We start from the raw sequence: 21388 nt of genomic DNA, 5'->3' as shown, positions 1-21388 counted from the left end.
AAGTTATTGTCGATAGAGTATCGGTTTTGTGTCTAGCACTATTGTTTTGCACTCTTTACCTTCTCTCCCACATCATAATCCAGGTGTGGGGGTTGGTTGTAAGAGGTGTTCTGCCAGGCCACTGACAAACGGTACTGAGGATTATGCATCAGGGTTGTCAGGCTGATATCGGTGGCAATAGGCGTAGAGTAAATTCGCAGCGACTGATTATCCTCCGTGCGGAATATCACCTCTTCACGCCAGTCCCCGAGAATATCCGCCGACAGAGCGGGATTCGCCTTGGTGCCGTTATTGGAGCTTGTGCCTTCGGTCTCTAAAATCGGCTCGGAAGTGCCAGCATTCCAGTTCCATTTGTAAATCGTGGTACCGTCCAGCAGTTCGCGCAGCGGGTCGCCGTCCCACCAGATGGCGAAGTTCACCTGCCTAGGCCTTTGCGGCGCTACCGGCTCGCCTTTTATGTTAAATAGCTCCGGCGCGTTCAGAGCCCAGACTTCTGCCCCCGGGTAACGCGGATCAATGTCGGCGGCCAGACCTCTGCCATTGTCTTTTTCTGCGCTCTTACTCCACAACACAGTGCCATCCTCGGCGTCTATCACCGCCGAACCAATGCCACCGTTATGGCGAACTGACTCGTACACGCCGAACAGCTCCAGGCCGGGCCGTGAAGGGTCTAAATCCGACACATGCATAGCATCGCCATGGCCCAGAGCCGTGGTCCACTTGGGGGAGCCGTCATGATCAAGCGCCATGGCACCGTAGATAATTTCATCTTTACCGTCGCGATCAACATCGGCTACCGACAGCTGGTGGTTGCCCTGGCCGCCAAAATGATCGGGAACACCCGGCGCTGCTGAATCGAATACCCAGCGCGTGGAAATGGCACCGTCTCTAAAATCGTAGGCGGCAATCACACTGCGCTCGTAATAACCGCGCGCCATGACTACGCTGGGCTGCTCGCCATCCAGGTAAGCAACGCCTGCCAGATAGCGCTCGGAACGATTGGCGTAGCCATCGCCCCAGATTTTTTTCATCTGTTCAGAGCTTGGGTTGTCGTTACCGGGCGCGCGCTGCGGGATATAGGCAACGGTATCCAACTCGCGACCTGTAGCGCCCTCAAACACCGAGAAGTATTCAGGCCCACTTAAAATGCGACCTTTCAAATTGCCGATGTAGCGTCCATCTGAGGTCACTTGCGAGCCAGTGCGATCTCGCACCTCTTGTTTTTGCTCGCCCGACACCCAGTTCGCCTTCGGGTCGCCAATAACTTTCCCCTCACCGTCAACGGTGCCGTCAGCGGTTTTCATGGCGATTTCAGCGCGACCATCCCCGTCAAAGTCATACACCATAAACTGGGTATAGTGAGCCCCGGCGCGAATATTGGGGCCCATATCAATGCGCCACAAGCGCTCGCCTTCGAGGGTGTAGGCATCGATCAGAGCATTGCCGGTGTAGCCACTCTGAGAGTTGTCTTTGGCATTGGTGGGGTCCCACTTAAGGATAATTTCATAGCGCCCATCACCGTTTAAATCTCCCACACTGGCATCATTGGCGGTATAAGAGTAACGCTCGCCATCGGGCGTGGTTCTGTCTTTTGGTTGATCAATGGGCAAGTTCAGATAGGGCGTCTCCCAGGCCGTTACACTTGCCAACACCAGCCCATTCGCACGTAACTCATATTCTGTGCCCGCACCTCCCTGCCGATCCAGAAAATTCGTGCTCTGGGAGACGGCTTGCTCTGCTATCAGTTCGCCGCCCCGATACAGAGAAAGCGAAAGTTGGTCCGAATCGCCTTGCAGCTTTCGCCAGCTCACCAAAACACCCTCATCGGCAGGAACGGCAATTAGCCCCCGACCCAGCTGTTCAAGCTGGCGAGCACCAGAATAAGCCTGTGTTGAGCTGCTTTGGCTTCCTGCCGATTCCGGCCCCGAACTACAAGCCGTCACGGCCAGAGAAAGGCCGCAGAGCAGAACACTCGACCCTTTGCGTTTTAGCGTTTTTTTAAAAGATTTTTTTACGGGCGTTCGCATTATATTTATACCTCATTATTTACAAAGACTGACACCGCTCTCGCCAACGCTCGCGATAGGACACAAGCCCACTCAGCGACAGTGGTTCACAGCGCACTCGTTCTTCCGCGACGGATACGTCAGGATCAGCTAATGCGGCCGCTCCTTTAACCGTACCAGTTGAATCACCGGATAAAAACAGGCGCTGCTCGGGGCGCAAAGTGGCCAGCAGCTGGCAAAGCAATGTATTTTTTAAAAACGCGCCTTCCAGGAAAATATCGCCCTCGGCTTTTAACAAGTCCAGCTCCAGATCCAGCATCAAGGCGCAGTACAAAGACGCAAGAGCAGCGCCATGAATACCTTGATCCGTGTTGATCGATCCGCTCTGCCCCGCAAAAGGACCTGAGTTTTCGCAGAAGGCGGGCACTGCATAGGCGCCCGTTTCGATAATCCTTTCCAGGTCTTGCAGCGCGTATGGCTCAGAAGGGGAAGCACCCATTTGCTTACAGATACTTTCGTACTCCCGGCCCGCCATAAAACGTGCACAGGCCACGGGTGTGCCGCGAAAGTCGACATTCATCAACATATCTCGAGATTCATCCAAAACGGCACCTTCGCCACCATTGGCCATGGTAATCGCCCAGGTGCCGGTTGAAATAACCGAGAAAGGCTCGCCCTTGCTTGCTTTTACATAGCGTAAATAGCTGGCATTGCTATCGTGAATGCCTACCGTTACCGGGCAAGAAGCAGGCAAACCTGTCGCCTCGCTCACCTCGGGGGTGACCACTCCCGCCATAGTGTCGGCGGGCTTTAGCTCGGCAAACAGTGATTGCCAACCCATGCGCTTGACCAGACTGGAAAAACCTTTCTGAGCCGGTTGCCACAGATCCGTGTGGCAACCCAAAGACGTCACTTCCGAGCAACAAACACCAGTCAGCCGCCACACCCAGTACTGAGGGTAAAGTAAAATATCTGTCGCCTTAGCGAACGCCTCTGAGAATTGGTTTTGCTGCCAGTACAATTGACGGCCCAGGTTCATACCGGCGGGTAACGCCGGAGAGCTCGTCTCGGTAAACGGCGGGCGGACTTGAGCGTAGTCGTCATTGACACTATCCGGCCCGCTAAACTCGTAATCCAACACCGGAAGCACCAAGCCGTTATCGGAGCGCGTTCGATCGACCAGTGCGGCGGTGGCCCCATGGGTGGTCACACTGATGGCATCGATCGAAAACTTGTCTGTCACACCTTTAAGTACATCGAGAAACCACTCCCATATTGCATCCACATCAAAGTGCGGGTAAGGATTAGCATTCACCACCGTGTTCGACTTTGCTTGCTCAAAAACACTTTGCATGCGCTCATCCAGCACATGCACTTTAATGTTGGTCTTGCCAATATCCAGTACAACCACGTAACCCATACGACTCAATAACCTCAGATTTTCTGCCAGTGCTTTTGCAAGCAAGCTGCTTCTATCTTTTAATTCATTTATTCTTGGCAAGCAGGCCCTTGCCGTTCTTTTAAAAACGACCAGAGTATGGCCGATAGCATATAAAGTATCGTGGGAATCAACAGCCAGTCTTTCACCCAGTCTGCATTGCCAGAGCGCAGCGCCTGCACACCCAAGGCCAAACACCACAACAAAGAGAGTACCGCCACACTCAGCGCAACGATCCGCACTAAAGAGCTTTTGCTGCACCCGGCAAACGACTTGTCTCGCGCAAACTGCAATAGGTAATCGCGTTCGCGCTCGCGCCGTTTAACTTCACTTTGCTCAAGCGCCGTGGCCTGCTCATTATAAGGGGCTCTGGCGCCGCTACAGGCCGCCAAGCCAATATAAAGCAAAGTGGCGGTAACCCAAGTGGGCAATAACAGGAAAAACAAGTGCAATCCCAGCCAATGAAAAATCCAGGCAGCCAGCAGAGAAATAAACCAAGCGATACAGGCGGGCCAGTTAATATAATTGCCGCGGTAGTGGCTCCAGTAACGGGTTAAACCCAGGTGCGAAAACAACCAGTGCTCCGTGACGATCACAGCCCCGACCGGTGCTAGAATCAACCCCATCAACCCGACAAAACTCATCAACTGGGTAAACACAAATGGAAAGCAGGCAATCAGCGTAGTAACCACGCCAGTAATCGCCGTCACCGTGGTGCGACTCCAGCGTGGGCAGAGCGATTGAAACGCAAGACCTGCGCGATAAATGGTGGGATTGGAGGTGGTCCACCCGGCAATGATAACCACCAGAATCCCCGTTGCTCCCAATGCCTGAAAAGCCACCGCACCGGCATCCAGCTCTTGTATCGATGTCTTAAGCACAAAAGCCGCACCCGCCCCCATAACACCCGCGCACAACCAGGCCAGATAGTGACCAATAAACATTCCCAGCGCCGAGAAAAAACCATAAGACGAGCGCCGCGCGTAACGCAACAGGGTCATATCCGACAAGCCGCCATGCATCGCCAGATTGGCGACCCAGGCAAAGGCGGCCACATGCAACAAACCCAGCTCGCTCTCTTTATTGCCTTGCCATATGTGGGTATCGGCAATGCTCAGCAGCCTTTGTCCCACACCCTGCCCGGGCACCTCGGGCGTTTGGGCCGCGAGCACAGACAACATCGCCAAAGCGCCCACCACAAACATCAAAATCATCCAGGGCGCGCAAATCTGAGAAAAGATCGCCACGCGACGAAACCCCTTGGCGGCAATCACCGTAACCAGGGCTCCGACCAGAACGGCAACGGCCACAAACCCGGCGCTGGTGGGATACCAATTTACTTGCGCCGGGATATCAAACAAAATTCGCGCAGCCGAGGCCGAGACGGTAATCATGGTCCCCGCCAACACGCAGAAGAGAACACCATTAACAATGCTATAGAGGTTAATGATGCCCTTACCGCCAATTCGCTCTAGGTAGGCATATAGGGTCAGACGAGTATTCACCGCGATGGGGGCGCAAATCAGGCCCCAGGTTAGAACCGCGAGCAGATTACCCCACAGCAGCCCCCACAGAATGTCGTGCACGCCCACACCCCAGGCCACAAACAGTGCGCCGATTACAAACTCGGTTCCCGCTACATGTTCACCTGAGTAACTGGCCGCAAAATGGCGGGCGGGCTCAAGGCGTTCGGGGCGCACAGCGGTGCGCTCGAACTCATTATTATTCGTCATTTTTATTCTCGCCGGCTGAACCGACTCCTAGGCTCGGAGTCGAATAACTTCAACATGAACGTATTTGATTATTAATGAACACTAACGTTAAAAATGAAATTAAACAACCTTAATAAAGCAATATACACACAAATTACTTCCTTGACCGCACACTTTTAATCACATACAATCATTGTCAATCAGAAAGGCGGCCCCATGACGCCGTTGACCGTTCACCGATAAATGAGAGCCAATGATTATGTCCTTAAAACTCCAAAACCTATGGGATGATCAGAAAGCCGCCAGCATGAGCGAGCCGGAACTGTTGCAGTACCGATCAAATCTGCTCGGTTCCGACTTACGCATCACCAACTTCGGCGGCGGCAACACCTCCGCCAAGATCAACATGACCGATCCTCTCACCGGTGGCGATGCCGAGGTTCTGTGGGTTAAGGGCTCGGGTGGCGACCTGGGATCAATTGCCTTGGACGGCTTCTCTACTCTGTATATGGAAAAGCTGCAGCAGCTCAAATCACTTTACCGCGGGCTTGAGCACGAAGATGAAATGGTGGGCTACCTACCCCACTGCACCTTTAACCTCAACCCCAAAGCCGCGAGCATCGACACACCGCTGCACGCCTACATTCCACACAAACATGTGGACCACATGCACCCGGATGCGGCCATTGCCATCGCCTGCACCAAAAACAGTAAAGAGCTGACCGAAACAATTTTTGACGGCCAGATGGGTTGGCTGCCCTGGCAACGTCCGGGCTACGACCTGGGCTTGAAATTAGAAGAAGTAGCCCGCAACAACCCTGAGATTAAAGGCATTATGCTCGAAGGCCACGGCATTTTTACCTGGGGCGACAACGCCAAAGAGTGCTACTTAACCACTCTGGATATTATTCAAAAGGCGCAGGACTGGCTGGAAGCCAACAATAACAGTGAGGCTTTCGGCGGCGCGAAATATCAAGAGCCAATGCAAGCCGAGCAACGCAAAGTTGTGGCCAGCCAACTGATGCCGTTAATTCGCGGCAAAATTACCAACGAGCAATACAAAGTGGGCCACTTTAACGATTCGGACACAGTGATCGAGTTTGTAAACTCGGCCGAGCTGGAGCCCCTGGCGGCGCTGGGCACCTCTTGTCCCGACCATTTTTTGCGCACCAAAATTCGTCCACTGGTGGTGGACTTTGATCCCACCGCGTCGAACCTGGAAGACGAGCTGGCGCGCTGCACCCAAGGCCTAGACAGTCAACTGGAAGCTTATCGCAAGGACTACGCGGACTACTACAACCGCTGTAAGCGCGACAACAGCCCTGCCATGCGCGACCCCAACGCCGTTGTGTATTTGGTGCCCGGTGTAGGCATGATCACTTTTGCCAAAGACAAAGCCACCGCGCGTATTGCCGGCGAATTTTACGTTAATGCTATTAACGTTATGCGGGAAGCGAGCGGTGTCAGTGAGTATGTAGGCCTGCCCGAGCAAGAGGCCTTTGATATCGAGTACTGGCTGCTTGAAGAAGCCAAGCTGCAGCGCATGCCCAAACCCAAATCCCTTGCTGGCCGGGTGGCGTTTATTACCGGCGGCGCCGGTGGTATTGGCAAAGCGACCGCCGCGCGCATGCTGCGCGAAGGCGCTTGCGTTATGCTCGCCGATATCGATGCCAAGGCACTGGAGAACACCAGCGAAGAATTAATCAACGTGTTTGGCAAAGATGTCGTGCGCCAAGTTCATTGCGACGTAACGAAAGAAGACACAGTGGTTGATGCCATGGCGAGCGTGGCGCGCGAATACGGCGGCATCGATATTCTGGTGTCTAATGCGGGCATTGCCAGCTCGGCACCCCTGGAAGAAACCGGCCTGGACTTGTGGAATAAGAATATCGATATTCTGGCCACGGGTTATTTCCTGGTCGGGCGCGAAGGCTTTAAGCTGCTCAAGCGCCAGAACACCGGTGGCTCGGTGGTGTTCGTGGTCAGCAAGAACGGCTTGGTCGCCTCCCCCGGCGCCTCGGCCTACTGCACCGCCAAGGCGGCAGAGATACAACTGGCCCGTTGTATTGCCCTGGAAGGCGCGCCCGTGGGTATTCGCTGCAATGTGGTCAACCCGGACGCCGTGCTGCGCGGCTCGAAAATCTGGGACGGCGACTGGCGCAAAGAGCGCGCCGCCGCCTACGACATCAGCAACGACGAACTGGAAGAGCATTATCGTCAGCGCAGCATGCTCAAGCGCTCTGTGTTACCGGAAGACATCGCCGAGGCAACTTACTTTTTTGCCGCGGATTTGTCAGCCAAGTCTACCGGCAATATCATCAACGTCGACGCGGGCCATGCGCCCTCGTTTACCCGCTAACAGAGCAGCTATAAAATAAATAGATAAGCGCCCTAAGCCCCACCGGGGCGCTCACATAATAACCACCGGAAACAACGGGACGATAATATGAAATACCCTATTTCCCCGGATTTGGTCGCCGAGAAAAACGATCAACTGACCCCCGACCTGCAAAAAGATTACGACGCCCTGGGCGAACAACTTGAGCGCCGCGGTTTAAATATTCAAGCGCTAACCGAGCAAGCCGAAGCTTTCGACATCGCCGTACCCTCTTGGGGCACTGGCACCGGTGGTACGCGTTTCGCGCGTTTTCCGGGCATCGGAGAGCCGCGCAATATTTTTGAAAAAGTCGAAGACTGCGCCGTCATTAACCAGATGTCCGGCTGCACCAGCGAAATTTCGCCACACTTTCCCTGGGATGCCGTCGACGATTTCAGCGAGCTGAAAGCGCATTCCGATCAGTACGGCCTGGGCTGGAGCTCGGTAAACTCCAACACCTTTCAGGATCAACCAGACCAGAAGCTCTCCTACAAATACGGCAGCCTGAGTCACGCCGACAAAGCAGTGCGCGAACAGGCCATTGCCCATAACCTGCAGGTGATTGAGTGGGGCAAACAACTCGGCTCTAAGGTGCTGACCGTGTGGGTTGGTGATGGCTCTAATCATCCTGGCCAACAACACTTCCAGCGCGCGTTTGAGCGCTATCTCGCCAGCGCCAAAGCCATTTACCAGGGGCTGCCGAACGACTGGGAAATGCATATCGAACACAAAATGTTTGAACCGGCTTTTTACTCCACCGTGATCCAGGATTGGGGCTCGAATATTCTCGCCGCCATGGAAACCGGCGAGCGCTGTAAATCTCTGGTGGACCTGGGGCACCACGCTCCTAACGTGAATATTGAAATGATTGTCTCGCGTTTAATCCAGTTTAAAAAACTGGGAGGCTTCCATTTTAATGACAGTAAATACGGCGATGACGATCTGGACAGTGGCTCGCTGCACCCCTACCAACAGTTTTTAATTTTTAATGAACTGGTGGATGCCGAGCACCGCAAACAAGAGGGCTTTTCCCCCGCCTATATGCTGGATCAGTCGCACAATGTGACCGACCCGATTGAAAGTTTGATCAATTCAGCCACCGAAGTTCAGCGTTCGTTTATTAAAGCACTGCTGGTAGACCGCAAAGCACTGGAAGGCTACCAAAACGATAACGACGCTATTATGGCCAGCAACACGTTGAAGGCCGCCTTTAATACCGACGTCTCTCCCATTTTGGCGATGGCACGAAAAAACAAAAACGCCGCCATTGATTCGCTCGCGATATACCGAGCCTCCGGCTATCGTCAGCAAACCGCTAAAGCGCGGCCAGACACAGGCGGCAGCCGCTCCGGTATTGTGTAGCATCCTCCTTGGTGCCGGTTATCTCTCCGGCCGGCACTTTTTTCTTTCCTTTGTTTCTGCCTAGCGCAATCAAGCCCATGACTGAGACGCCCCCAACCCCATCAGAATCCAAAGCCCAAGTCGGGTTATTTGTCACCTGCCCGGTTGATCTGGTTCGCCCCAGCATCGGTTTTGCGAGCGCCACGCTGCTCGAACGCGCCGGCTGTGAGGTTCACGTACCCCCGCAAAGCTGCTGTGGCCAGGTGGCTTTCAACAACGGCCAGCCCGAGGAAGCTCGTGCGCTTGCCTGGAATATCGTGCAGCAGTTTGAGAGGTATGACTATGTCGTCCTTCCGTCAGGATCTTGCGGCGGCACAATGAAAACCCACTACCCGGAGTTATTTGACGAATACGACCCACGACGTAAAGCGGTAAAAGCGTTTTGCGAAAAGGTTTATGAGTTGACCACATTTTTAACCGACGTACTGGATTATTCCCCCGCACAAACGGCACTCGACTTGAGCGCACAAAGCGTCACCTACCACGACAGCTGCGGCGGCTTACGCGAGCTGAATATTAAGCAGCAACCCCGCACCCTGCTCAAGCGTTGCGCCAATCTCGATGTCACCGAAATGCAGGACACAGACGTTTGCTGCGGATTCGGCGGCACCTTTTGCGTTAAGTATTCCGATGTTTCCAACCGCATGGTGAGCAACAAAGTGGATAATATTCGTCGCTCCGGCGCCAGCATGGTGCTGGGGGGTGACCTATCCTGCCTGCTCAATATCGCCGGTAGGTTGCAACGCCTGGAGCCAGATAATCCGAACCGGGTACAGGTGCGCCACATCGCAGAAGTCTTGGCCGGAGAATTAAATACCCCGGCCATCGGCGAACACTCTCCTGCGCTCGAGAAAGGAGAGTGATATGAGCCAGGTACAGATGCACGAACCTCAACCCGACTTTATCATTCGCTCGCGCGCCTCGCTGGTAGACAAACATCTGCAAGAAGCACTAGAAGAAGCCGGCTCTGGTTTTGTCCACAAGCGCCAAGCGGCGATTGACAGAATTGGCAACTTTGAGCAGCTGCGCGATCAGGCGCAGCGGGTACGCGCTCGCGCCCTCAAAAACCTAGATTTATATCTGCTCCACTTCGAGAAAAAAGTGACTGAGGCCGGCGGCCAAGTGCATTGGGCCGAAACGCCGGAACAGATGCGCGAACTGGTAATCGGCCTGTGCCAACAGCAAAACGCCAAAACAGCCACCAAAGGTAAGTCTATGGTGGGCGAGGAAGTGGACCTGAATGAGGCCTTAGAGGCGGCCGGTGTAGAACCGCAAGAGACAGATTTGGGCGAATATGTTCTGCAACTGGCTAACGAGCGCCCCAGCCATATCGTGGCTCCGGCGCTGCACAAAACCAAAGCCCAGGTACAATCGCTGTTTCGCGAAAATCATGCACTCGGCGAGCGCGCGCTGGACGAAGTTGCCGATATTGTTAACGAAGCCCGCGCGGTCATTCGCGATCGCTTTTTACAAGCGGATGTAGGCATAACCGGCGCCAACATGTTAATTGCCGAAACAGGCACTGCGGCAATTGTTACTAACGAAGGTAACGGCGATCTGACCGCGACACTACCGCGCACCCATATTGTTACTACCTCAATCGATAAAATTGTTCCAACCTGGGAAGATGCCAGCGCGATTTTGCGGGTACTGGGGCGCAGCGCCACCGGTCAGGACATTACCACCTACACCTCATTTTTTACCGGCGCGCGCTCAGAACGAGACAAAGACGGCCCCGAACAGTTTCATATTGTGCTACTGGACAATCGGCGCTCCGAACTGCTGGGCAGCGAATACGAAAAAATGCTGCACTGCATTCGCTGCGGCGCTTGCATGAACCATTGCCCGGTGTACCAGTCTGTGGGTGGGCACACTTATAACAGTGTTTACCCGGGACCAATGGGCGCCGTACTCACCCCCTTGCTGCGCCACGAAGAACAAGACAATCAACTGCCTAACGCCAGTACTTTTTGTGGCCGCTGTGAATCCGTCTGCCCCGTTCGCATTCCCCTGCCGGGGCTGATGCGCAAACTGCGCGACCGCGAGCAGCGCGAGAAAAAACACGCAGGTATCTCCCAATGGGCAGTAAAGATTTTCTGCCGGCTTAGCCGTCACCCGGCGATTTACAGAAGACTCAATGATTTCAACTTGAGGCTCGTTGCTATCGCTCGCGGCCGAAAGCCCCGTTTTCAATCTCTACCCTTTTTATCTGGCTGGACCCGGCACAGAGATTTTCCCGCACCGGAAAAGTCTAGTTTTCAGTCTCAATGGCAGCAACGGCAAAAAGAGAAACAGTCATGACCGACAGTCGCAGCCGCATTATTGATCGTATCGCTCGTAGCACCGGGGGAAACTTTAGCGCTGACTCTTTGGAGGAAAACTTTAAAGCACTCACGGTTAAACATACTTCGCCGCCCGTGCAGCCCAAAATGGAAATGAGCGATCCGGTCGCGACGTTTATTTCTGAGGCAAGTCGCAATGGTGCGCGGGTCGCAAAGCTTGAGTCCATGGCTCAGGTCACTCAATGGTTGCGGGAAAACGCCAACAACACCACGAGCAGTGCCCGCTTTCACCTTTCACCGTCAATTCTCAATCAGGCGCTCGATTGGGACGGTTTAACGACCACAACCGAAACGCCAACAGCGGCGGAAAGTTGCGGCGTGGTCCAGGCTCACACGGGGATCGCCGAGACCGGAACGGTGATGTCGCTCAGCGATGAATGCCCCAGCGGTTTACTGTTTTTAGTCGAACGTCTGGTGATTGTTATCGCACGAGAGGATATCGTCGCCTATCAGGAAGATGCCTGGCAAAGGCTGAGGGCCAGAAATACCCTGCCCCGCACAGTTAATTGGATTACCGGGCCCTCACGCACAGCGGATATTGAACAACAAATTCAAATAGGTGCTCACGGGCCTCGCGAAGCTGATTACCTAGTGATCGAAAAGACCTTCTAACCCGTATCCAAGTTACCCTGCCGCTGAGATGAACGGGTGAATCGGACAAGACTCTGCGGCTTCGCGCGAAAGGCCTGAAATGAGCCCCGCGACCGTAGAAACCAAACAATCATATAATCGTTTGTATGATTATTAAAGATTGATTTTGCTTGTTAAAAATCGAACAATATGCTAAATTTTGATCAAATTTACGTTCAATGATTGGACTTACCGGAAATAGACTTCCCATGCTCGAAAAACAACGCCACCAGTTGCTTCTGGACATCCTCGACGAACAGCAGTTTGCCAGTGTGAACGACTTGTCCAGCCAGTTAAACGCGTCGGAAGCAACTATTCGTCGCGACATCACCAAGCTTGCCAAGCAAGAGCAGTTGCGCAAAATTCGCGGTGGAGCCGAAGTTCTCAACAGCTCAGAAAGGCGTTCGCGTCGCCCTCATTTGTCGGGCACAGCGTTTCTGGCGGCCAAGGAACAACGGGCCGATGTAAAACGTCTGCTTGCTAAAGAGGCGGTGAAATTCTGCGAAGATGGGGAGTTCATTATTATCAATGGTGGTAGCTCCACTTATATGATGAGAGAGTTCCTCGCCGAGCGGCACCTGAACGTCCTGACCAACTCTTTCGTACTCGCGCAAGAGCTGGCCGAAACCAGTGACAATCAAATTACCTTGCCAGGTGGCGAGCTTTACCGTAAGCAAGGCATTATTTTAAGTGCTTTCGAAAACGACACTATTCAGTATTACCAAGCCAGTAAAATGTTTATGGGTACTCCCGGCATTGGTAAATTCGGAGTCATGGAGTCCGACCCCCTACTGATTCAAACCGAACAAAAGCTAAAAAAACAAGCTGACCAGTTAATTGTGCTCGCCGACAGCACCAAGCTCGGCAAGCGCAGCAACTTTATTCTCTGCCCTCTTTCCGATGTGGATGTGTTAATCACCGATAGCGAAGCCGACCCGGCGCTGGTCAAATATTTCGAGAGCGAAAATATTCAGGTGATATTGGTAGACGTTAACCAGGCAAGCTAAAGCGCTACTCCTTCGCCACCTGTTCATTGGTGTTCAAGCGGTCAGCCCGACACGCGAGAGTTGGCCTCCTTTGCGCCAACGCAAGTACGGAGGACAGCCACCAACTTGGACCAATAGCATTTTGCTGGCTTCAGGGAAGAGACCGCGGCGCCAACGCGCAATAACAATTATAATCCATCAAAAAATTCCCAAGAGTGCACTGCATAATGCGTTTTGCCTTTAGCTTAACCTTACTACTAGCCTGCTGCGTCACGATCGTACAGGCCGCGGAAAATACCTACACGGCAGAAAACACTCTCGAAAAATATATCGGGGATTATCCCTTTATTAGCATTGCCAGTATCGAGGCACCAGACTCGGTCCAAACCCATAAAGACGTTCCCTATGTGAGTTATGGTGAGCGGACCTTAACCTTGGATCTGTACCGCCCCGCGAAAACCCAAGGCTCCCCCACTCCGGGAGTTATTTTGGTTCACGGGGGAGGTTGGCAATCGGGCTATCGGACCCACCTAGCCCCCATCGCCATAAAGTTGGCCGAGGCCGGCATTGCCGCCGCAACCATTAGTTATCGCCTGGCGCCAGAGGCGCTCTACCCCGCCGCTATTTACGATACCAAGGCGGCGCTAAGGTGGATGCGGTCAAACGCCGCCACATACAAGATAAACCCTGATCAACTTGTGGTGGCGGGTAGCTCGGCGGGCGGACAAATAGCGAGCCTGACGGGTGTTACGAATGGTTTGGAAAAGTTTGACCCCCAAGCGGCCACGAGAAAAGTATCCTCGGATGCGCAGCTTATTATTAATATCGATGGACTATCGGATTTCACCTCCGAAAAGGCACGAAAATACGAAGATGCGCCGCGCGAAAAGCCGTCATCAGCGGTACTATGGCTGGGCGGGCACTATGCTGAGCAGACTGCCAATTGGCACGAGGCATCGCCTATTTACTATGTCGATGAACACACGCCGCCGATACTGTTTCTTGCCAGCGGGCGCACCCGCTTTTATGTAGGCCGCGATGAAATGATTCGTCGCCTGAACCAACACGGCATCCCCAGCAAGGTCGTCACCTTTAGTAATACTCCGCACAGCTTCTGGCTATTTGACCCGTGGATGCAACCCGCCGCCTCAGCCATGGCAGCGTTCATTAAAGAGCAGTTTGCCGCAAACATATAACGCCGAACGCACAAAACCTGCGCACAACGCCGTGCACAGAGACTTATCTCTGTGCACACGATGTGCTTTTACCCCGCCAACTTCACCTTGCCCACACTGAAAACCGCTCAAAAATCACCCAACACATTCGCAAACTGAACAAAACACAACCAAATGCACCACTTTCCATCCCAAAGCCAGACCATGCACCAGCAAAATGCCGATGCTGGCCCAATACTTGCCCCGTTTCGCCGCAAATAAAGCAGCGAACAGGAAAATTATGAGCAACACCAGTGCAGATTTTAAGTTCTTCTCTTTTATCGGCCGCTTTAAGGTACTGCACCTTACCTGGATGGCCTTTTTCGTTTCATTTTTAGTTTGGTTTAATCACGCCCCACTGCTGGTGGTTATTCAAGAACAGCTGGCCCTGAGTGATCAGCAAATTAAAACCCTGCTGATTCTGAACGTCGCACTGACAATTCCAGCGCGAATTATCGTGGGCATGCTGGTAGATAGCTATGGTCCGCGCACTATTTACTCGGTATTGCTGGCCATTACTGGTGGTCTTTGCCTGTTCTTTTCTCTCGCCCGAAGTTTTGAAGTACTGGCCTTGGCCAGGTTTTTATTAGGCTTTGCCGGGGCGGGCTTTGTGATTGGCATACGGATGATCAGCGAATGGTTTCCGGCCCGCCAGCTGGGGCTGGCAGAGGGAATGTACAAGGGGCTGGGAAATATTGGCTCCGCGGCTGCTGCGATCAGTCTGCCCGCTCTGGCGCTGTGGTTTGGGGGCGAAAATGGCTGGCGCTACGCCACCGGCGCAACCGGGATACTGGCCTTTGTTTACGCCGCTATTTACTATTTATCGGTGCGCGACACGCCCGCTGGCTCAACCTACTTTAAACCCAACAAGTCAGGCGGCCTGGCGGTCACCAGCAAACGAGATTTTGTTCTCTATCTGCTGAGCAACATTCCCATGTTTGCCGCCATGGCGCTGTTGGCCTGGAAGGTTGAAGCGCTGCAGTTGATTTCCGCTCAGGTGCTGTACTTTATATACGCAGCACTTGTGGTGCTTTACTTATTGCAGTGCCGCAAGCTGTTCGCGATTAATAAAGAAGTTATTGCCACGCCGGTTAACGAGCTGTACCAGTATAAATTCAAACAAGTGATGATTTTATCTCTGGCTTACGCCGTAACTTTTGGTGCCGAGCTAGCGGTGGTATCCATGCTGCCCATGTTTTTCCAAAATACATTTGCAGTGCCCGTCGCCCTGGCGGGTGTGTTCGGAGCCTGCTTTGCCGCGGTGGATATGGCATCCTGCCCCTCCGGCGGCTGGATTAGCGATAACTTTGGCCGCAAACGTTCGTTAACCATTCTTTTGACCGGTGCGGCCATTGGCTTTTTTATTATGGCCAGTATTGACGACAGCTGGCCTATTGCCCTGGCGGTTGCCGCGATGATGTGCAGCTCTTTCTTTTTAGGCTCGGCCGCCGGCTGTGTGTTTGCCATGGTGCCCCTGATTCGCCGCAGCCTGACCGGGCAAATCGCAGGGATTGTCGGTGCCTATGGCAATATTGGCGCGGTGGTATTTCTAACGGTTTTTTCTCTGGTCGACACCGGCACTTTCTTTCTGACTATAGCCATTGGCATAGCCCTGGCTGCGGCTGCATCTATGCTTTTAGACGCACCACAGGACACATTAATTGAAGTGATGCCAGACGGTAGCGTGCAGCGCATACCGGTACACTGAGAGCGGGTTACGGGTAGGGATTACGCAAGAGTTACCTACCCGTAACCACGGTTCAGCAGTCCAGGGGTTCAATTAGCAAACAAAAAATTGCGCAGTAAATCCTTGCCACCCTCAGTGGCGAAAGACTCCGGATGAAACTGAATCCCCTCGATGGGGTAGATCTTATGACGCACGCCCATAATTTCCATGGGCGCACCACTGGCCGCGGCATCGGCAAAATCAGCAATACCCACTTCGGCCACGACCGCCGTCAGCGCCAAGCACTCAGGCAGTGTGTGCGGGTCGGCCACCAGTGAGTGGTAACGCATAATTTCCAAAGACTGAGGAACATCGCTAAATACGCCCCGGCCATCGTGGTAAATCGGGCTGGTTTTGCCGTGTACCGGCAACCCTGCCTTAACCACCCTACCGCCAAACACATGGGTAATGCCCTGCATACCTAAACACACACCCAACAGCGGTGTCGTTTTGCCAATTTCAGCGATGACTTCGGCGCATACCCCAAAGTAAGCTTTATCGTCCGGCGAGCCAGGCCCGGGCGAGATAATAATGCGATCGGGCGCCATGGCTTTAACGTCGCTCAGGGTGATTTCATTGTTGCGCTTCACCGCAATCGAGAAGTCACTGACGCTTCCTTTGGCTTTTTCAGCGGTTAGAATTTCACCCATATACTGGTACAGGTTATAGGTAAAGGAGTCGTAATTATCGATAATTAAAATGTTCACTTGTAAACTCCTTAAACCGGCTTAAAGCGATCCAGTACCTTTTTGGTACCGGCAAACTTGCGTTGAATTTCTTGATACTCGTCTTCGGCGTTCGAATCGTAAACATTACCGCCACAGGTTTGCACATAACCGTGTTCGCCATTCACAAAAAGCGTGCGAATGGGAATGGCAAAGGTGCAATCCCCATTAAATGAGAAATGCCCCACCGCTCCACCGTAGGGCCCGCGGCCGTCTGACTCAAGTTCGTCAATGATTTTCATGGCTTCAATTTTAGGGGCGCCGGTTAATGTACCCGCGGGGAAATTGCTGGCCAGCGCCGAGAACATATCTTCCGACTCGGACATAATGCCCACGATCTCACTGGAAATATGCTGCACATGACTGAAGCGTTTTATATCCATTAAGCTGCGAACTTTTACCGTACCAAACTGCGCTACGCGCCCGATATCATTACGGTGCAAATCGACAATCATATTGTGTTCGGCAATTTCTTTGGGATCGTTTAGCAGGGTGCGCGCTAACAGCTTGTCTTCGGACTCGGTGGCGCCACGCTTGGTGGTGCCCGCCAGCGGATAGGTTTCCATTTCACCTTGGCGCAAGCGAAACAGTAACTCGGGGCTGGCACCAATCACTTTTTCCTTGCCAAACTTTATGTAATACATTTGCGGCGACGGGTTTACCTCGCGCATTGATTCATACACCCTGATGGTATCGCCCTCAACCTTAAATAAGGTTTTAAAGCCCACTTCGCACTGAAAAATTTTACCTTCGATAATATCCTGCTTGACCTTTTCCACCGCAGCTTCATGGGCAGCGCGGTCCATGGTATCGCCCTTGGGCGTAATGGTCAGCTCGCCATCACCTTCATAGTCTGCAGCAATTAATTCGTTAACCAGGGCCTCGCGATTTTCATCGTAATAAAAGTAAAAAATCTCATTGGTCATTTTGTCGAGTATCAGACCGTCTTTATAAAGACCAAACTTAAACGCATCAAAATACTCGCTGGCCTGAATATTCATACTCGGCTCAAAATAGTTCATGCAATCGTAGCCGATATAGCCGGTCAACCCCCCAGCATAGCCACGCGAAATAATGTCTTGGGGAACAATTTCACGCAGCAAGTAATACGGGTTGTCGCTGGGATAAGCGGTGGAGGCGCCATCCGCGTCAGTGATGGTTAAGGACTTATCGCGGGCTGAGAAAATTTGCGCCGGATCAAAACCAATCAATGAGTAACGGGAAATGTGGCTTTCCTCACCCAGCGACTCGAGAAAAAAACAATTATCAAAGCGCTTTTCAATTTTTTTGAATAGCTGGAAAAAATCGCACTCGGTCGCCAGGGTGACGTAATTGGGCTTGCGGGGAATGGATATTTTTGGGGGCTGAGTCATAAAACGGCCTTTGCTTTGTCTCGCACAATCATTCGATATCATCTAACTTGCCGGCCTGTAAGGCGCGCGAACCCCGGGTAACCGTGGCAATACCCACGCCCAGGCGTTTGGCCACTTCGCGTTGCGAGACACCGGCCTTTAACAGGCGGGTAATCTGTAACCGCTGAGAAATGGCATGCAGCTCTGCGGGCGTCAGCAAGCCCTCCAGAATCCGACCCAGGTCGGAAGGAGTTTCAGCCCGGTGCAAGTAGGCGATTAAATCGTGAAAGTGTTGCTCTTCTGTATTCATGTACTAGTACAATAACATCAGCAAAAAGAGCTGACAACCTTTAACCTGCAATGATCCTGCTAATGAACTTTTTAGCGCCTGAAGGCAAAATTAAACCTTAAAACTGGCCTGACCATTTTGTCATACAATTTCCATGGCCAAAGGCCATAGTAAATAGGCGCCAGCGCCGCTTCCGTCTTCATGATTGGCGATATACAGCTGCAAAAGCCTGATAAGCCCTGGCCTGCTGAGAAAACCGTCAGAATAGTCAATCGGCTTAAGGCGATGAAAATGACAGCGGTGTCAAATCTGGCTTACCAAATTTAATCGTTTTCCACACCAAAAACTCGACAATGTATTACCAGTTTCTATTGCTTGGTCAGTCCAATTAAGGTTAAATAGAGGGCATAATTAACTGGAGCTCTCTCATGGCAAATGCATTTTACGGACAGTCCGGCGGCCCTGCCGCGGTCATCAATGCGACTGCGGCGGCGGTCATTGAAACCGCGCGCGACTATCCGGGGGTTTTCGATAGAGTGTATGTGGGCCGCAACGGCATTCTTGGCGCACTGCACGAGAATCTGATCGACATCACAGACGAATCGCCCGATGCGCTGGCGGCGCTGGCCAACACTCCGGGAGCCGCCTTCGGCTCCTGCCGCCACAAGCTGCAGAATCCAAATGTAGAGCACGACGAGTACCAGCGCCTGATTGAAGTTTTTCAGGCCCACGACATCCGTTTCTTTTTCTATAACGGCGGCGGCGACTCGCAGGACACCACTCGTAAAATCGCCCACGCCGCTGAACTTGTGGGCTATGACCTGACCTGCATCGGTATTCCTAAAACCATCGACAACAACCTGCCAGCCACCGATTGCTGCCCAGGATTTGGCTCAGCAGCCAAGTATGTCGCAGTTTCCGCACTGGAGGCCTCTTTCGACGTCGCCTCGATGCATCAAACCTCTACCAAGGTGTTTGTAATGGAGGTAATGGGCCGACAAAACGGTTGGATTGCGGCGGCCTCTGCCCTGGCTTGCGACGAGCGCGGCCTTGGCCCGGATATTGTCTTGGTGCCGGAAATCGCTTTTGAGCGGCAGAAGTTTCTCGAAAAGGTAAAGCAGGTTGTGGCGAAGAAAGGCTTTTGTATCGTGGTAACCGCCGAGGGCATACGCGACAGCCAGGGAGAATACCTGTCGGTAATCGACACCGAAGATGCTTTTGGCCATGGCCAGCTGGGTGGCGTTGCGCCGCGTTTGGTAGAGGATATCAAGGCCGCCTTCAATTATAAGTGCCACTGGAGCGTGTGCGATTACCTACAGCGCGCCGCCCGCCATATCGCCTCGCAAACCGACGTTGACCAGGCTTACGCCGTGGGCAAGGCAGCAGTTGAGTACGCGGTAAAAGGCTTGCAGTCAGTGATGCCTGCGATTGTACGCACACAATCCGTACCCTATCAGTGGCACGTCGAGCCTGTGCATATATCACAGGTGGTCGGCGGTGAGAAAAACATGCCGCGTCACTATATGAGCAAAGACGGCTTTAGCTTAACCCAAGCCGGCCGCGATTATTTTGCCCCGCTCATTGCCGGTGAAGCCTATCCGCCGTATCAGGCGGGGTTGCCTAGCTTTCAAAACTTTCGCCACCGTTTGATAGAGCGCAAATTGCCAGAGTATTTCGGCGGCAACACCCAGCGCCCGATTGGCGAGCCGGCCTAAAAGACTGCAGCCGTCACACATTTTTAGCAACCGAGTTTTATAACCACAGAGTCGAAAAACGACCAACGCAAGACCACAGGATGTGGCACGGAGAGACCCGCTCAAGTCCGCCGCAATCGGCAACGCCCAGCGCGTCGCCCTGCGATTGCAGCGCAATAAGCCCTGGCCCTCAGGAAGCGAGACTAAGGCGAGAACATTTACTGCGACAAATTCGCACGCACAGGACTATAGAGACATGACAGACGTACAAGCCCTTTTAGGTGCAGAAGCCGAATACCTGCTAGACCATAAATGCACTGGTTTCTCTGCAGAGCACCTGCACTTGCCCAGCCCCACTTATGTGGACGATGTGCTGAGCCTGACCGACCGCCCCAACCAGGTACTGCGCAACTACCAGCAGCTGTTGGACGCCGGCCGCATGGGCGGCAGTGGCTATGTGTCCATTTTGCCCGTCGATCAGGGCATTGAACATTCGGCCGGGGCCAGCTTTGCCCCCAACCCTATGTATTTCGATCCGGAAAATATTGTCCGCCTGGCTATCGAGGGTGGCTGCAACGGTGTTGCCTCCACGTTGGGGGTGCTCGGCGCTGTATCGCGCCGCTACGCGCACAAGATTCCTTTCATTGTCAAAATTAATCACAATGATGCTCTGGTTCACCCGGCCGACTATGATCAGCGTATGTTTGCCAATGTGCGTCAGGCTTACGACATGGGTGCGGTGGGCATTGGCGCGACCATTTACTTCGGCTCGGACACATCGCGTCGCCAGCTGGAAGAAATTTCAGAAGCCTTCGCCGAGGCTCATCGCCTGGGCATGGTAACCATCTTGTGGTGCTACCTGCGCAACAGCGCTTTTAAAACCGCCGACAAGGATCATCACATCTCTGCAGACCTTTCTGGTCAGGCCAACTACTTGGGCGTAACCATTGAGGCCGACATTATTAAGCAGAAGATGCCGGAAACCAATGGCGGCTTTAATGATGTTCCTGTGGGCAAGACTCACCCTAAGGTCTACAGTGAGCTATCCAGCGACCACCCCATCTGCCTTACGCGCTACCAGGTAGCCAATTGCTATATGGGCCGCATTGGTTTGATTAACTCAGGTGGCGCCTCGGGTGAAAATGATTTGATTCAGGCGGTGCGCACCGCAGTCATCAACAAACGCGCCGGCGGCATGGGCCTGATTACGGGCCGTAAAGCCTTCCAAAAGCCTTTTGCAGAGGGTGTTGCCCTGCTGCACGCCACTCAGGATGTCTATCTCGACAAATCCGTGACCCTGGCCTAACTCACTCTCAGCCCGCAGCCTCGCTGCGGGCGCTCTTTTACACCGTTAGTTACTCTGCAAATCCATCGATCACCCCGAAACCCAGGGATCCGCGCCGACAAATAGCCAAGGCGACTGCTCCTGACTGACCAAATTACTCAATGGTATAACCAAACATTGAATTATTGGCGCAGATATGTAAATATCGTTT

General features: G+C 53.2%; 16 protein-coding genes. 10 read left to right on the top strand and 6 right to left on the bottom strand.

Annotated elements, in window-relative coordinates:
• Positions 1-38: 38 nt before the first annotated feature.
• The 3 genes from NHM04_RS01030 to NHM04_RS01020 all read right to left on the bottom strand — a co-directional run bounded on the left by NHM04_RS01030 (position 39) and on the right by NHM04_RS01020 (position 5177).
• Positions 39-2027, bottom strand: coding sequence for a rhamnogalacturonan lyase (locus tag NHM04_RS01030; protein ID WP_256527005.1), 1989 nt, complete (start codon positions 2025-2027; stop codon positions 39-41).
• Between the two features lie 19 nt (positions 2028-2046).
• Positions 2047-3426 (bottom strand): FGGY-family carbohydrate kinase, encoded by a 1380-nt coding sequence (locus NHM04_RS01025; RefSeq protein ID WP_254265202.1) that lies wholly within the window; start codon positions 3424-3426, stop codon positions 2047-2049.
• Positions 3427-3494: 68 nt separating this feature from the next.
• On the bottom strand, positions 3495-5177 hold the full coding sequence (locus NHM04_RS01020; protein ID WP_254265201.1) for a cytosine permease: 1683 nt from the start codon (positions 5175-5177) through the stop codon (positions 3495-3497).
• A 238-nt stretch (positions 5178-5415) separates the two neighbouring features.
• Here NHM04_RS01020 and NHM04_RS01015 point away from each other — a divergent pair, with 238 nt between their 5' ends.
• The 8 genes from NHM04_RS01015 to NHM04_RS00980 all read left to right on the top strand — a co-directional run bounded on the left by NHM04_RS01015 (position 5416) and on the right by NHM04_RS00980 (position 15814).
• Complete coding sequence (locus NHM04_RS01015; RefSeq protein WP_254265200.1) at positions 5416-7515, top strand: bifunctional rhamnulose-1-phosphate aldolase/short-chain dehydrogenase; 2100 nt, start codon at positions 5416-5418, stop codon at positions 7513-7515.
• An 87-nt stretch (positions 7516-7602) separates the two neighbouring features.
• Positions 7603-8895, top strand: a complete 1293-nt coding sequence (gene rhaI / locus NHM04_RS01010; protein ID WP_254265199.1) for an L-rhamnose catabolism isomerase — start codon at positions 7603-7605, stop codon at positions 8893-8895.
• A 77-nt stretch (positions 8896-8972) separates the two neighbouring features.
• Positions 8973-9797 (top strand): (Fe-S)-binding protein, encoded by an 825-nt coding sequence (locus NHM04_RS01005; RefSeq protein ID WP_254265198.1) that lies wholly within the window; start codon positions 8973-8975, stop codon positions 9795-9797.
• Position 9798: 1 nt separating this feature from the next.
• Positions 9799-11235 carry a LutB/LldF family L-lactate oxidation iron-sulfur protein gene (locus NHM04_RS01000; protein ID WP_254265197.1) on the top strand — a complete coding sequence of 479 codons (1437 nt, stop codon included), beginning with the start codon at positions 9799-9801 and terminating at the stop codon, positions 11233-11235.
• Complete coding sequence (locus tag NHM04_RS00995; protein WP_254265196.1) at positions 11232-11888, top strand: LUD domain-containing protein; 657 nt, start codon at positions 11232-11234, stop codon at positions 11886-11888. Before NHM04_RS01000 ends, NHM04_RS00995 begins: the two co-directional genes overlap by 4 nt.
• Positions 11889-12115: 227 nt before the next feature.
• A complete protein-coding gene (locus tag NHM04_RS00990; RefSeq protein WP_254265195.1) occupies positions 12116-12913 on the top strand; it encodes a DeoR/GlpR family DNA-binding transcription regulator in 798 nt (265 codons plus the stop codon).
• Between the two features lie 206 nt (positions 12914-13119).
• Positions 13120-14088 (top strand): alpha/beta hydrolase, encoded by a 969-nt coding sequence (locus NHM04_RS00985; RefSeq protein WP_254265194.1) that lies wholly within the window; start codon positions 13120-13122, stop codon positions 14086-14088.
• A 259-nt stretch (positions 14089-14347) separates the two neighbouring features.
• Positions 14348-15814: an MFS transporter gene (locus NHM04_RS00980; protein ID WP_254265193.1), complete on the top strand. Its 1467-nt coding sequence runs from the start codon at positions 14348-14350 to the stop codon at positions 15812-15814.
• A 68-nt stretch (positions 15815-15882) separates the two neighbouring features.
• Here NHM04_RS00980 and NHM04_RS00975 read toward each other — a convergent pair whose 3' ends face one another.
• The 3 genes from NHM04_RS00975 to NHM04_RS00965 are packed head-to-tail and all read right to left on the bottom strand — an operon-like array spanning position 15883 to position 18219.
• Complete coding sequence (locus tag NHM04_RS00975; RefSeq protein WP_256527003.1) at positions 15883-16539, bottom strand: aminodeoxychorismate/anthranilate synthase component II; 657 nt, start codon at positions 16537-16539, stop codon at positions 15883-15885.
• 11 nt (positions 16540-16550) lie between these two features.
• Positions 16551-17930 (bottom strand): anthranilate synthase component I family protein, encoded by a 1380-nt coding sequence (locus tag NHM04_RS00970; protein ID WP_254265192.1) that lies wholly within the window; start codon positions 17928-17930, stop codon positions 16551-16553.
• Between the two features lie 28 nt (positions 17931-17958).
• Positions 17959-18219: a Trp family transcriptional regulator gene (locus tag NHM04_RS00965; protein ID WP_254265191.1), complete on the bottom strand. Its 261-nt coding sequence runs from the start codon at positions 18217-18219 to the stop codon at positions 17959-17961.
• 407 nt (positions 18220-18626) lie between these two features.
• Here NHM04_RS00965 and NHM04_RS00960 point away from each other — a divergent pair, with 407 nt between their 5' ends.
• Positions 18627-19913 (top strand): 6-phosphofructokinase, encoded by a 1287-nt coding sequence (locus tag NHM04_RS00960; protein ID WP_254265190.1) that lies wholly within the window; start codon positions 18627-18629, stop codon positions 19911-19913.
• 235 nt (positions 19914-20148) lie between these two features.
• A complete protein-coding gene (locus tag NHM04_RS00955; RefSeq protein ID WP_254265189.1) occupies positions 20149-21198 on the top strand; it encodes a class I fructose-bisphosphate aldolase in 1050 nt (349 codons plus the stop codon).
• The last annotated feature ends 190 nt before the right edge of the window (positions 21199-21388 follow it).

Source organism: Gilvimarinus sp. DA14, assembly GCF_024204685.1.
In the GTDB taxonomy this organism is placed as follows: domain Bacteria; phylum Pseudomonadota; class Gammaproteobacteria; order Pseudomonadales; family Cellvibrionaceae; genus Gilvimarinus.
The sequence above is the reverse complement of the archived record's forward strand: the minus strand, read 5'-3'. Positions and strand labels throughout refer to the sequence as shown.